We start from the raw sequence: 14,571 nt of genomic DNA, 5'->3' as shown, positions 1-14,571 counted from the left end.
ATTAACCCTGATTAGGCGCCTGAGGAAATAAATTTTTCAGAATAATCAGCATCATTCCAATGACATTCACTGATGAAGTAGTCAGTAAAGTTATCAGTACATTTTCTGAAAGATTCAGTTCCAACAGATTGTGATTGAAATATAAAATGGAGATAACAGCTGCCAGCCAAAGGAAAATAATAAATGAGAAGATATAAGTAAGATATCTTCTTAGCATTGTATCTTCTAAAAACCTTCCCACTTTTGCATTTCCCAGTCTATCTTCCAGAATTTGGTTTTGAATGCGGGCATTATCAATATCAACAGGTCTGACTGCAGCAGTATTTTCAATAGAAATATTGCTTAAATTGAGTAAAGACATCTTAAGTAGAAATTGGTTTTAAATTATTGTAATGCTCAAAAATATCATCATCAGAAATAACCGCATTAGAATCCTTACGATATACTTTTTGCCACGGTGTTCCTTCAATATGGGTAAGAGCACTCAAATATATCCCGTCAAATCTTCCATAAACGTCCCAGATTTTATCTAAAAACTTTTCATCTTCATTTGTGATTTTTTCGTTTTTAGTAGCATTCGGAATTTTTTCAGTGATTTTTTCTTTCTTATACTGTTTGATACTATAATACAATGAAGGGAAAACTGGCCCAAAATCCCAGGCAATCGGGTTTTCATCAATCAACCTTTCTTTTTTATCTGTCAAGGCCAAATACCAGCCATACGCAATATAAGTAAGCTTGATTATTTTCATAGGAGTAAGATTCCCTGTTTTGGAATATTTATCTATGAAATAATTTGCTACCGTTGTTGGATTGTAAGACATAATTATAAAAATATATTTTCAAAGTTAATTAAAATTAGGTTGCTTTACAATTATGGGTTCTATTGTTTTATTAATCAGAAGAGTTATTAAAACAGAATAGAGATACCTAACTTAGTTATCTCTATTTTATATTACCAGTCTATCCCTATTTTCTGCCCTTTTTTCAATGTGATGTCTTGTTTTTTATCACCGCTTATTAAAGTTGTTTTTCCTCCATTTTTAGAAGAAACTGAAATTTTCGTTAGTACTTTATTATCCCATTCCATTTCAATTTCGAATCCGCCACGTGCACAGATTCCTTTTACAGAACCGCTTTCCCACGCATCAGGTAAAGCCGGCAATAATCTGATTTCGTTTTCATCTGACTGAACCAGCATTTCTGCAACGGCAGCAGCGCCACCAAAATTTCCATCAATTTGAAATGGCGGATGCGCATCAAATAAATTCGGATACGTTCCTCCTCCTCTTCTTGGCTTGTCTGTTTTCTTTCCGTCCGGATCTACGTAACGAAGTAATTCACGATACATTTTATAAGCACGGTTTACGTCCCAGAGTCTTGCCCAGAGATTAATTCGCCAGCCTTTTGACCAGCCGGTAGTTTCATCGCCTTTTATTTCGAGTGTTTTTCTGGACGCTTCTGCCAAATCCGGAGTTTTTAAAGGCGTAATATGATCGCCGGGAAACAGTCCAAATAAATGCGATTGGTGACGGTGCTTTGGATCTTTATCTTCCCAATCGAAATACCATTCCTGCAAATTCCCTTTTTTGCCAATTTGATAGGGATGAAATTTAGAAAGTGCTGTTTCTAATTTCTTTCTGAAATCGGCATCGGCATTTAAAACTTTTGAAGCTTTGATCGTTTTATCGAAACACTCACGAATCATCGCCAAATCGGCTGTTCCTCCATAAAATGTGGCTCCAATAAAACCATCTGCCAATTTATATTGATTTTCAGGTGACGTTGAGGGCGAAGTGATTAAATTTCCGTTTTTATCGGTTACGAGCCAAGCAAGACAAAATTCGGCAGCTCCTTTCATCAGCGGATAACCTTCATTTTTCAAGTAATTTTTGTCCTGTGTAAAAATATAATGCTCCCAGATATGGGTACTTAACCACGCACCAGCCATTGGCCAGCAAGCCCACATGGGTTCTTCTTTTCCAAACTGACCAACAGGATTCGTCATCGCCCAGATATCTGAGTTATGCCCTGCTGCCCAACCTTTGTCTACTCCGTAAAAAGTCTTCGCTGTAATTTTACCGGTTACCGAAAGATTTTTAATAAAGCTTAAAAGCGGTAAATGCATTTCGGAGAGATTGGTATTTTCTGCCAGCCAGTAATTCTCTTCCAAATTGATATTCATCGTATAATTACTGCTCCATGGCGGATTTAAATGCGGATTCCAAATTCCCTGTAAATTGGCCGGAACTCCTAGGGTTCTTGAACTGCTAATTAATAAATAACGCCCAAAATTGAAATATAGAATTTCGAGGTTTTTATCTTCTTTTCCATCAGCGTAACGTAATAAACGTTCGTCTGTTGCTAAATCAGGAGCAGTTGTTTTTCCTAAATCTAAAGTGACGCGATTGTAGAATTTTTGATAATCAGCTATATGTGCCTCTTTTATTTTATCGAAAGGCTTTGCAAATGCTTTGTTCATATTCTGCAATGCAATTGCTACATCGTCTATACCTTGAGTTACTGGATTTTTGTCAAAACCATTAAAACTTGTTGCAACAGAAACATAAATAATTGCTTCTGTTGCATCTTTTAAAGTTAAAGATTCTCTGGAAGTTGTGATTTTTCCGTCTGTTTTTTTGATTTGGACTAAAGTGGTAAATTTTGTTCCTCTTTCTTTTATGTCTAAATATTTTGGTAAAACGGTATATCCGGCATTTTCATGAATTGGCGCAGACCCTCTCATTACCAAAACATTATTTCTCACTTCAACATTTGATTTCAGTAAACTCTTTAGATTAATATCAAAATTTAGCGCTCCTTTTTGATCGCTTGTCAATTTGATTATCATAATTTGATCAGGAGCCGATACAAAATATTCACGAGTATATTTTATACCGGCCATTTCGTAACTCACTTTTGATACTGCGTTCGAAATATTCAATTCCCGATGATAATTTACTGCTTTTCCTTTTTCAGAATTATTGATTTCTAATGTTCCTAATGGCGCAAAAGATTCGGAGTTTTTACCCTGAATTTTTTTGTTTAATTCTTCAGCCAGCTTGTAATTTTCACTTTTTAATGCTTCCCGAACTGCCGGGATATTTTTGTATGCTTCCGGACTCATTTTAGGATTTACGGGTTCTCCTGACCAAAGTGTGACATCATTTAGATAAATTTTATCTGAATTGGCTCCGCCAAAAACGGTTGCGCCCATTTTTCCGTTTCCTAAAACCAGACTTTCTTCAAAAAATTCAGCTGGCTGGTTGTACCATAAAACATGGCTGGATTGTGCCGTAATTTTTCCACAAAAAATGGCAATAACAAAAACTAAATATAACTTTTTCATAAAATATGATTTAATCTAAATTCTAGTCGGTACAGATGGCTCCTGTACAGACGTTAGTACAGACGTTAGTACAGACGGGTTTCAAACCCGTCTATACGTACCGTAATTATTTCAATTCACAACTGCATGCAGACGGGTTTGAAACCCGCGTCTACAATCATCTATTAAAAAAACAATCCTCATCCCATTTTTTGGGATTATTTATGATATAATTTCTAATTCTATCATATTCTGCTTCATTCCTAATAATATGATCGTGAAATCTTTCCTGCCAATTAGAAACTCCTTTTGAATTTCTTTTTTCATTTATTCTCCGGGACGAAAATGATTTTAATGCTCTTATAAATTCAAATACGCCGTGATTCTTTTTTATGGGATTTTCATTCATGGAATTATTTGCGAAATTATCCGCAATATCATCATGGAAATCATTCGTGGTACAGACGGGTTTCAAACCCGTCTCTACGCAATCTGCGTGATCCGAATCGGGAATCATTATTTTTGAATCATTTACTCCAACGATATAATGAATATGATTGGGCATTATCTGAAATTCCCCCAAAACAATATTGTTATAATGATTGGGTAAATCCAGCCAACAATCTAATACAATTTTGCCATATTCATTCAATATCATTTCTCCATCCTTTATATATCCAAATAAATGATCTTTATTTTTGGTGCAAATGGTAATAAAATAATCACCTGGATTATCATAATTCCACCATTTGGCTCTGGCAGAATCTATCCTGTATTTTCCTTGAAATTTAGTCATTTTATTTTACAGCGCTGTAAACAAAATTCCTGAAAGTAACTGAACCTTCTCCAACAGATGCAAGTCCTAAACGAAGGCTCATAAAACCACTTAACGCATTATGGTTGAAAGAGCTTACCTCCGCAGAGTTTTCGATTTTTAGCCAATCCTTTCCATCGATGCTGTAAAACATATTTACTGTCTGTTCCTTTTTTTCCAGACGTAAAAACAAATGTGTTTTATTAACTCCTTTTACAGTAGGAAATTGCCATACTCTAAGAATTGCCATGATATTTTCTTTATCGAAAGCGATTCCGGTAAATATTTTAGGATCATAAAAAAGAACCAATCCAGCCGATGCATTTCCTTCTATTTCAACTTCTACATCAGCCGTGTATGAATGGTCTGAAGGTGTGCATAACAAGGGCGAACTTTGACCGATACCCATTCCTTTTCCTTTGATTTTTATTCCGTTTGCAGAAAATGTGGCTCTTCGGGAATCGTATTCATCAAAAAATTGCCATTGCGGATTGAGTTTCGTTCCCGTAAAAGTATCCGAAAGTGTGAAATTACTTTTTATGGATTGCCCTGCTGGTTTTTTAATTTGGTCCTCGGTTTTAATACCGTCTTTCATTTTGTACCAGCCGTCTTTTGTCCATTCTACAGGCTGCAGTAATGTCTGGCGTCCCATATTGTAATAACCGTTTTCGTAGCCGTGAAAAACCATCCACCAATTTCCTTTCGCATCATCAATTATTGTGGCGTGCCCTTTTGACCACCATTTTTCGGAAGCGCTGTTTGTCCTTATAATTGGATTGTTAGGCGAATTTTCCCAAGGTCCCAAAGGTGATTTTGATCTTGCCGAAATTACCATGTGGCTTGTTGCAGGCCCGGCGGTTCCTCCTTCGGCTGTGGTTAAATAATAGTAATCGCCTCTTTTAAAAACTTTTGGTCCTTCCATACAGAAACATTCAATGGACCATTCTGAAGGAATTTTCCATCCGTCGTATACATGTTTGCTTTCTCCCGAAATTACCAATCCGTCTTTTGAAAGCGGGACATAACTTCCGTTGCTGAAATATAGGTAACGGTTTCCTTTTTCGTCTGTAAAATGTCCGGGATCGATATTACCGATTTTTAAATCAATCGGATCACTCCATGGACCGTTTATCGAATCTGCCCAAACTACATAATTGGTTTCGTTTGCCGGAAAATAGATGTAGAATTTGTTATTAAGTTTTACCAAATCCGGAGCCCAGACTGAACCTACACTTTTTTTGAGCGCATGCGTAACGGGTTTCCAGTTGATTAAATCTTTAGAGGTCCAGATTAACAATCCGGGGTAATAATTGAATGAAGAATGTACAATATAATAATCTTCACCATCACGAATTATCGAAGGATCAGGATAATCGCCTGCAAATATTGGATTTTGATACTGCTTACTGTTGGAAACAGCATTTTGCTGCTGCGCATTTACAGTAAGCGATAAAAACAACAATAACAACCGCATTTTTGATTTTAGAAATTCCATAAATTTTTATTTCTTTTGCTGGACAGACGGGTTTGTACAGACGGGTTTGAAACCCGTCTGTACTACGGATTAATTTTATAAATTTCATTTGCCGTAATCATTTCCCAATTGTCGGTTCTAAAGGGCGATGCCGGAAATTTTTCTTTATTGAAAAGATTGATTTCTGTATCGTCATCCGCCCAGCCGTAGCGAACGGCAACGGGTTTTTGAACCTGATCGCCCGAAACGATAATTTTGTTGTCTTTAATTATTGCTTTCGCAGAATAAAAAACTTTGTCGGCACCGGCGATTTCGAAACCTTTTAATTCGGAATTATTTGGTTTTGATAATCCGGTCCCTATGTTTTCGAAAGTCAAAATAATCTGATTCCCATTTATTTCCTGAGATTTATAAGTAGGACCGCTAAAAACTTGCTTTTTACCGTACACATTATTCAGCGCGATTGCTGCCAAACGAAGCCCAACGTCTTGTTTGTTTGTTGGATGAATATCTTTTGCATTACCAATATCAGTTGTAACAGCCATTCCGGTATTGGGTATTTTTAAAGTTTCCGATTGTGCTTCGCGAAGTTCTGCCCAACGGCTTCCTTTTTTACTATTCCCTCCAAATTCATCAAAAGTTGACAACTGTACATAATAAAAAGGGAAATTGCCCTGATTCCATTTTGTCCTCCAGTCCTGAATCATTAACGGAAATGCTTTTTTGTATTGATTTGCTCTCCAGACATTCGCTTCACCCTGATACCATAAAACCCCCTGAATCGCATACGGAACCAGCGGATTTACCATAGCATTGTATAATAATGAAGGATAACTGTTTGGCGAAACGGATATTTTTACCTGAACAACATTAAATTTCCAAAGTCCTTCGAGAGGTAAATTACTGTCTTTAAATTGAATTTTCAAATCAGCAGGATCTCCATAAATTCCGCCACCACCGCTGTAATCTGTAATCCTGACTGCGATTACGTTTGTTCCTTCTTTTAAGACATTTGCCGGAATTTTGTAAATTCTTTGCTTGTCCCAAATATTGTTAGTCCCAATCTGGATTCCGTTTACGAAAGTCTGATCTTCATCATCGACTTTTGCCAGATGCAAAACGGCTTCACTTTTGACTTGTTCAGCAGTTAAAACAATCATTTTTCGCATCCATACAATTCCGTCAATATTACCTATTTGCTGATTTTCCCAAAGTGAAGGCACTTTTATTTCCGGCCAGCTTTTATCATTAAAACCGAATTCCTTAAATTGGTTTTCATTTTCTATGGAAACATCAAAACCCTGAACTTTTTTGAGATTTTGCAAAATGGATTTTTTATAGCTTTCGAAAATAACATCCATATCAACAGTTGGAACTTCGGCGATCATCGATTTGAATTCATCACTATTTTGAAATGCTTCGTGGCTTGTCCAGGTTTCTAAATTGGTTCCGCCCCAAGAGGTATTGATGATTCCGATTGGAATTTTTAATTCGGTATATAACTTTTTAGCAAAAAAGAAACCTGCTGCCGTAAAATCGCGAATATTTTCTTTGTTCGAAACTGCCCATTTTCCAGCTTTTAAATCTTCTTTTGGAGTTCCGCTTAAATCCTGAGCCACACCAAACTGACGAATCATCGGATAATTAGCCTGATTTTTTTGAGTTTCAAAACCAGGCAGTTTATACATCTGGAATTCCATGTTGGATTGTCCGCTGCAAATCCAGACTTCGCCCACCAAAACATCTTTGATAACAACTTTGTTTTTTCCAGTAATGGTTAATTCAAAAGGACCTCCGGCTTTTTCGGCAGCTAGTTTAACCATCCATTTTCCGTTTGTATCAGCCTGTATGGTTTTGGTTTGTTTGTTAAAATGAATCGTTACTTTTTCGTTGGCATCTGCCCAGCCCCAAACCGGAATTTCCTTATTGCGCTGCAGCACCATTCCGTCAGAAAACAACAAAGGCATTCTGACATTGGCGCTTGCAAACAAAGAAAAAAACAATATAAAGGTTACTATGTTTTTTTTCATTTTGGTTTTTTATAAATCAGATTCTACTTCAAACCATCCATTAAAGCAGTGAGTGCTTTAGTGTCAAAAACGGTATTGTTCGTTCTGTTGATGATTCCAAAACCATTATTAGTCATGCTTCCTTCATCCCAGTAAAAAGGTACCAAACCATTAGCTTTTGCCTGTTGCACTACATATTTTAAATAATAAGCACGTGATGCCAAATGTTTCGTTAGATTATCTCCGGTTAATGAAGAACGTCTAATGGCACCAAATTCTCCTAAAATTACCGGAATTCCTTTGTCTACGAACTGTGTTTTCATTAGTTTAAAATCGGCTGTTACTGCAGATTCCTCTCCCCAGGTTGCATTTCTGCCGGTATCGGTTGTAGATTTAAATCCATTTCCCCAATAATAAAACATTTTTCCCCAACTTTCATCCTGAGTCAAACCAGCAAATTGCCATGGCGCATAATAATGTACTTCTACCATCATTCGGCCTGCTAATTTATCTGTAGGTAAAGAAGTCATCAATTGGTTTGTTTTTGTAATATCTGTTCCCGGTCCCTGAATGATTAAGGTTCTGTAAGCATTTTTTCCTCCTGTAGAACGCACCGCATCAATAAAAGTCTGATGATAGGATTTAAGTACCGCCATTTGTTCTGCATTGTCTACATTTGGTTCGTTAGCACTGGCAAAAAGTAATAATCCGTTGAAATCCCTAAGACTGGTCGCAATTTGTTCCCAAAATGCTTTTTGTTTTTCGTTGTTTTCGGCTTGTTTAGCTACTGTAATGTTGTTCTCCAGCCATCCTCCGTCCCAGTGAACGTTTACAATACAATACATTCCGTTATCATTACAATATTTTACCACTTCCTTAACCCTGTTCATCCAATCTGATTTTATTTGAGCAGTTGTCGAATTAGCCAAATATTGGTTCCATGAACATGGAATCCTTACAGCATTAAAACCTTTCGCTTTTACTAAATCTATTAATGCTTTGGTCACTTTTGGGTTTCCCCAGGCCGTTTCACCTCCGGTAGCTTCCATCGTGTTACCGATATTCCAGCCTATTTTAATTTTTGATGCAATTGTTTTGGCATCGCTTCCCATGCCTGAAGCGTCAGCCGGTAATGGGTTTGTATTATAATTTGGTAATTTTGAAGTTGAAACTGATACAGCTGAATTCGTTTCTGCAGTAATTTTTTGTTCAGGAACATCATTACTACAGGAAAGATTTGCTAATAACCCCAAACACAATAAAAATGTAATTTGGCAATTCATAAATGTTTTTTTCATGATATTTAATTTTTTCGTTAAATGCATAAGTTAAAGTATAATATTTTTTTATTAAAGGAGTAAAAGCCATTATTTCAATCTGAAAGAAAAAGAAATAATGGCTTAAAAAAATCTGGTGTAGAAAATAACCTTTAAAATTGATAAAAAATCTACAATTAATTAGTCATTAGTTTTGTAACTAACTGCAGAGCTTTAATAATTTTTTATTTCAACCCGTCCTGTAAGGCTGTTAATGCCTGTGAATCGTATACGGTATTATTGCTTCTGTCAAATAAAGACATTGTATTTACCCCCAGATTTCCTGCATCCCAGTAAAAAGGAACTAAACCATTTGCTTTTGATTGTTTAACAACATATTTATAAAAAGCTGCTCTTGATTTTAGATGTAAGGTTAACGCATCCCCGGTTAAATTACGTCTTATGGCTCCAAATTCGCCTAAGATTACAGGGATTCCTTTGTCTACAAATTGTGTTTTCATCATTAAGAAAAATTTGTCCACATCAGCTTCCTCTCCCCATGTTGCATTGCGTGAAGTATCCGTAGTGGAATGGTTTCCTGATCCCCAATAATAAAACATTTTACCCCAGTCAGCATCTTCGGTCATCAGGGTAAACTGATACGGATAAAAATGAACCTCAGCCATCATACGGTTTGCAGCAGGATCTGTAGGCAATGAAGTCATCAATTGGTTTGTTTTTTCAATATCTGTCGATGGCCCCTGAACAATTAAATTACGATATGCATTTTTCCCTCCTGTTGAACGAACAGCATCAATAAAAGTCTGATGATAGGACTTAAGTACAGCCATTTCTGTGGCATTCGCAACATCTGGTTCATTAGCGCTTGCAAAAAGTAAATGCTCATCAAATCCGCGTAGGTGTGTTGCAATTTGCTCCCAAAAAGCTTTTTGTTTGGCGTTATTTTCTACTTGCTTGGCTTCGGTAACATTTCTTTCCAGCCATCCGCCATCCCAGTGGATGTTTACAATTACATACATATCATTATCAACACAATACTGAACAACTTCTTTAACTCTGTCCAGCCATATTGTATTAATTTTTGCTGTTGTAGCATTAGCATATTGATTCCATGAACACGGAATTCTAATAGCATTAAAACCGTTTGCTTTAACCAGATCGATTAGTGCTTTTGTAACTTTTGGATTTCCCCAGGCTGTTTCACTTCCAGTTGCTTCTAAAGTGTTTCCGATATTCCATCCCAATTTCATTTTAGCGGCCAATTGTACAGCAGTACTGCTCATACCTGTAGCATCTGCTGCAATTGGATTCGTATTATAGCTCGGATATAAACCTGCCTTTCCTGCTTGCGAAACGGTTATTTTTACCGAAGCTACTTCGCTGGAACTAATAGTAACATCTGCCGTTCTTGTTACAGAACTCGTGTTTTCTAAAACAGAAATCGTAACTGTTGTTCTGCCCGCTACACCCGTAGCCGGAGAAAATTTTATCCAGGTTGCATCTGATGTACTTACTGACCATCCTGTGCTGTTTGTGGCAACAATTACATCTGCACTGTTAGCTTTACTGTCAAGCTCAACTTTATTGACATTTACGGTCAGGGTTTTTACTATTGGATCTGTTTCCTCCGAAGTTTCCTTATCGGAACTACAGGCGAGGATACCCAAAAAAGATAAACACAAAATCGTGTTTAATAAGTACATTTTTATTATTTTTTTCATTGTTAATTTGGTTGTTTAAGTTAATAAAGTGGTGGTTATTTGAATTTTTATTTAATGTTTACTATAATTTCTTTTTTGATGTCTCTTGAAGAATTCCCCAGACTCAGTGTATATTTTCCCGGTTCTACGATCCATTTTTTTGAAGCGACATCATAGTAGGCAAGTTCCTTAACCGGAACCTGAATCGTTACCGGTTGAGAACTGCCGGATTTTACAAATACTTTTTTGAATCCCTTTAATTCTTTTGCAGCTCGCGTTACTTTTGAATCAGATTTTGAAGCGTATAACTGAACAACTTCTTTTCCATCTGTCTTTCCCGTATTTTTAACATTAATTGAAACAGAAATCGTTTCACCTGAAGCATATGCTGCTTTATTTGCTTTAGCATTTTCAAAAGCAAAACTGGTATATGATAATCCGTATCCAAAAGGATATAACGGTTCAATTTTTTTAGTGTCAAACCAACGATACCCTACCAAAATTCCTTCAGCATAGTTTACCGCTTTGTCGCCAGGAAAGCTGTTTGTTGCATGTGCAGGAGAATCCATCAGTTTTTTTGGCATTGTCCATGGCAATTTTCCGGATGGATTTACTTTTCCTAACAATACATCCGCCAAAGCGTTTCCTCCTTCAGAACCATTAAACCACGTCCATACTAAAGCTGAAGTTTTTTTGCTAATCTCTTCCACTTCAAAAGGAGCACCTGCAACCATAACTACGATTGTTCTTGGGTTTACAGCCAGCACTTTTTGAATCAGTTCTTCCTGTCCGAATGGTAATTTTAAATCACGGCGATCAGAAGCTTCAGTTTCATAATCACGGTTTGAACCTGCGAATATGATAGCTACATCTGAATTTTTAGCGGCTTCTAATGCTTCTTGTAATTTAGACGGATCTAACTGATCTATTGTTACGGGACCAGTCGATGTAAGATTCCCTAAATTACCTTTGTTTTTTTCTTCGTAACGCTCTAAGTATCCTTCAGCGTAATTAATTTTTATAGATGAAGGCAATCTGTTTTGTAATCCTTCAAGAGGCGTAACTTCTCTTTTGGTTTTTACACCGGCTCCAAATCCGCCCAGTGCATTTTTCTTGGTTGCATTGTTTCCGATTACCGCAACAGATTTAACTCCGTCTAATTTTAGAGGCAATGCATTATTTTCGTTTTTCAGTAAGACAATTGCTTCCGCTGCTATTTTATAAGCGTCCTGATAATGTGCTTCTGTTGCAATGCTTCCTTTAGCACGGTTTTTTCCATCTATCGCTTTTACCTGAAACAGAGTTCGTAAAATACGTTTTACATGCAGGTTAATTTCTGTTTCTGAAACTTCTCCTGATTTAACTGCTGCGATTAATTTATCGGCCAGGAAAAATTCGTTGAATGGTTTTGGTGTTCCCATTTCGATATCTAAACCGTTCTTTAAAGCTTTTCCTGTTGAATGTACCGCTGCCCAATCTGAAACTACCACTCCTTTAAATCCCCATTCATCACGAAGTATTTTATTGAGCATGTAATCATTCTCACATAAATATTCACCTCTGAATTTATTGTAAGCTCCCATTATACTATAGGCCTTTCCTTCTTTTACAGAAGCTTCAAAGGCAGGAAGATATATTTCGCGCAAAGTACGCTCGTCAATTTGCACATCTACAAAATCACGGTTGGTTTCCTGATTATTGGCAGCGTAATGTTTTACACACGCCATCACATCATTTTCCTGTAAACCAACAATCAAAGGCACCGCAATTTTTTTATTTAGAAATGGGTCTTCAGACATGTATTCATATGTTCTTCCTCCCAGTGGTGTTCTCACAATATTAATTGCAGGCGAAAGCAGCATGTCTTTATCTCTTGCACGTAATTCTTCTCCCAAACTGGTTCCGAATTTGTGCGCCATTTCTACATTCCACGTGGCAGCCAAACCGCCTCCAGCCGGGTAATAGGTTGCAAAATCATTTGTTAACCCTGCCGGAGACCAGTTATCTCTTGAAATTTCTTCACGAACTCCTAACGGGCCATCTGCCATTTTTAGTTCCGGAATCCCCAAACGCTTTACACCGCCGGACGTGAACATACTATTGCCATGCAGCATCCCGATTTTTTCCTCAAGTGTCATTTGAGAAATTAACTTATCAATTTTCGCATCAAATCCTGTCCCTATTTCTTTACCAACATATGCTTTTTGAGCAACACCTGAATTTTGTGCGTAATTTTTACAGGAAGTAAAAACCACAAAAGCCATGAATGCTGACAGTTGTAAAATTTTGTTTTTCATAGATCATTTTCGTTAATAGATTTAAAATCCCATTCTCACTAAAATTTTAAATTCGTGGTGTTTATATTTATTTTATGTTTTTGCTGTATGTTTATTTTCAAATTATTGTTTTACAAAATTCATCAGGAAAACATCATTCTCATTGATTTTAATTTCTTTACTGAAAGTTCCTTTAGAATCGATGCTTATTTTTTCTGTGGCAACAGGTGCGCCGTTATTTTTTACTTTGATTGAATTTACCTGATCACGTGTCAGCTGATTTGGTTTATTCATAGCCAAATAATCTGCATAAGCATCATTTGATTTATAACCTACTTTGTAGATTTCCAAAATGTATTTTCCTTTTTGCAATCCGTCAATTTCAATTTTTACTTTTTCTTTTTCTTTTGAAGGCAAATCCTTGACGTAATAAGTCTGATTCCAGACTTTGTCACCCGGATGCGTATTGGTAAAATCCCAGAATAAAAGCTGAACATCTCCTTTTGCATTTTTAGCTGCCCATGAAGCTTTATCCGTATTTTGAAGTTCTGTTTCGCCTAATTTATTCAGAAAATAATACGAGAAATAAGCCGGTTTTTTAATGCCCTGTGTGTTCAATAATCCGAAACCTCCGTGAAAAGGAGTAAACCTTGGCCCTGCCTCTTCAAAAATATCGGTAAAAACCCAATATGACATTGAGTTTGCCGCATTGCCAACCTGTTTTAATTTCTGTAAAATATAGGCTGCCGAATGATAACTGTCGTGAATTGGGTCAGCTGGTGTGTAAGATGAACTCCACTCTGTATAATGCAATTCAAGATTTGGTTTAACCGAATTGGTGATCTGCTTACGCGAATTGATAACGTCACCGCTAATACTGTTTTGGTCAGGACTCAAAACAGTGCCTGAAGTCCCGAATTCATCTAAATATCCCTGATTTACGCCATAAGTATGTGTCGAAATAAAATCTAACGGAACATTATTTTTAGCAGCAAATTCAATGGTTTCCGGAACCCATCCGGCACCGGCTGTTGCTGGTCCACCCACTTTAAAATCCTTATTTACAGCTTTTATGCCTCGTGCTGCATATTCGTATAATTTAAAATATTCTGCTTGTGTGCCTGTCCAGAAACCGGGAGTTAGATTTGGTTCGTTCCAGACTTCAAAATACCATGTTTTGACTTCTTCTACTCCGTAACGTTCAGTAAAATGTTGCGTTAAGTTCCGAATCAAATCTTCCCATTTTTTATAATCTTTTGGAGGTGTTACATTTCCTTTCCACCAGAAAATCGTTTCACTTCCACTTGCCAGTGCGTTAGGCATAAAACCTAATTCAACAAAAGGTTTCATTTTCAGGCTCACAATAAAATCAAACAAAACATCTACATACTGATAGTTGTATTCTGGATTTCCCTTAGAATCTTCACGATAAACTGCCATATCATCAGACAATAAACCATGAAATCGGATGTATTTAAAATCGCATTCTTTTTTTGCCATTGCCAATTGTTGCTGCCAATCTGCACGTAATCCTTCATTTGCTCTTCCGGCACCAATACATTCTTTGAACATGGTGTTTATTTTTCCCGAAGATTTGTTGAAATCTACTTTTATGGTTCGGTCTTGTCCAAACAAATTGATTGAACTAATTAGAACCGCTATTATAAGAAGCTTTTTCATCTAAAAAATATTT

General features: G+C 36.7%; 10 protein-coding genes. All 10 read right to left on the bottom strand.

Features of this window, described 5'->3' with window-relative positions; genetic code table 11:
- Nucleotide 1: 1 nt before the first annotated feature.
- The 10 genes from JE46_RS09575 to JE46_RS09530 all read right to left on the bottom strand — a co-directional run bounded on the left by JE46_RS09575 (nucleotide 2) and on the right by JE46_RS09530 (nucleotide 14,558).
- Nucleotides 2-361, bottom strand: a complete 360-nt coding sequence (locus JE46_RS09575; protein WP_031455056.1) for a hypothetical protein — start codon at nucleotides 359-361, stop codon at nucleotides 2-4.
- Between the two features lies 1 nt (nucleotide 362).
- The gene (locus tag JE46_RS09570; RefSeq protein ID WP_031455055.1) at nucleotides 363-824 is read right to left on the bottom strand and encodes a Panacea domain-containing protein; all 462 of its coding nucleotides are present in this window, start codon (nucleotides 822-824) and stop codon (nucleotides 363-365) included.
- A gap of 131 nt (nucleotides 825-955) precedes the next feature.
- Nucleotides 956-3,349, bottom strand: a complete 2,394-nt coding sequence (locus JE46_RS09565) for a glycoside hydrolase family 95 protein (protein WP_031455054.1) — start codon at nucleotides 3,347-3,349, stop codon at nucleotides 956-958.
- Between the two features lie 157 nt (nucleotides 3,350-3,506).
- A complete protein-coding gene (locus JE46_RS09560; protein WP_051872866.1) occupies nucleotides 3,507-4,124 on the bottom strand; it encodes a transposase in 618 nt (205 codons plus the stop codon).
- A gap of 1 nt (nucleotide 4,125) precedes the next feature.
- Nucleotides 4,126-5,637: a family 43 glycosylhydrolase gene (locus JE46_RS09555; RefSeq protein ID WP_051872865.1), complete on the bottom strand. Its 1,512-nt coding sequence runs from the start codon at nucleotides 5,635-5,637 to the stop codon at nucleotides 4,126-4,128.
- Nucleotides 5,638-5,699: 62 nt separating this feature from the next.
- The gene (locus JE46_RS09550; protein ID WP_031455051.1) at nucleotides 5,700-7,646 is read right to left on the bottom strand and encodes a sialate O-acetylesterase; all 1,947 of its coding nucleotides are present in this window, start codon (nucleotides 7,644-7,646) and stop codon (nucleotides 5,700-5,702) included.
- Between the two features lie 23 nt (nucleotides 7,647-7,669).
- On the bottom strand, nucleotides 7,670-8,923 hold the full coding sequence (locus JE46_RS09545) for a glycoside hydrolase family 5 protein (protein WP_209445154.1): 1,254 nt from the start codon (nucleotides 8,921-8,923) through the stop codon (nucleotides 7,670-7,672).
- A gap of 203 nt (nucleotides 8,924-9,126) precedes the next feature.
- Complete coding sequence (locus tag JE46_RS09540; protein ID WP_083480869.1) at nucleotides 9,127-10,623, bottom strand: cellulase family glycosylhydrolase; 1,497 nt, start codon at nucleotides 10,621-10,623, stop codon at nucleotides 9,127-9,129.
- 47 nt (nucleotides 10,624-10,670) lie between these two features.
- Complete coding sequence (locus JE46_RS09535; RefSeq protein WP_031455048.1) at nucleotides 10,671-12,899, bottom strand: glycoside hydrolase family 3 C-terminal domain-containing protein; 2,229 nt, start codon at nucleotides 12,897-12,899, stop codon at nucleotides 10,671-10,673.
- 102 nt (nucleotides 12,900-13,001) lie between these two features.
- Entirely contained in the window at nucleotides 13,002-14,558 is a 1,557-nt protein-coding gene (locus tag JE46_RS09530; protein ID WP_031455047.1) for a GH39 family glycosyl hydrolase, read from the bottom strand.
- Between the last annotated feature and the right edge of the window lie 13 nt (nucleotides 14,559-14,571).

The sequence above is a fragment of the Flavobacterium chungangense LMG 26729 genome, from assembly GCF_000735715.2.
In the GTDB taxonomy this organism is placed as follows: Bacteria; Bacteroidota; Bacteroidia; order Flavobacteriales; family Flavobacteriaceae; genus Flavobacterium; species Flavobacterium chungangense.
This window is presented reverse-complemented; position numbering and strand designations above follow the sequence as displayed.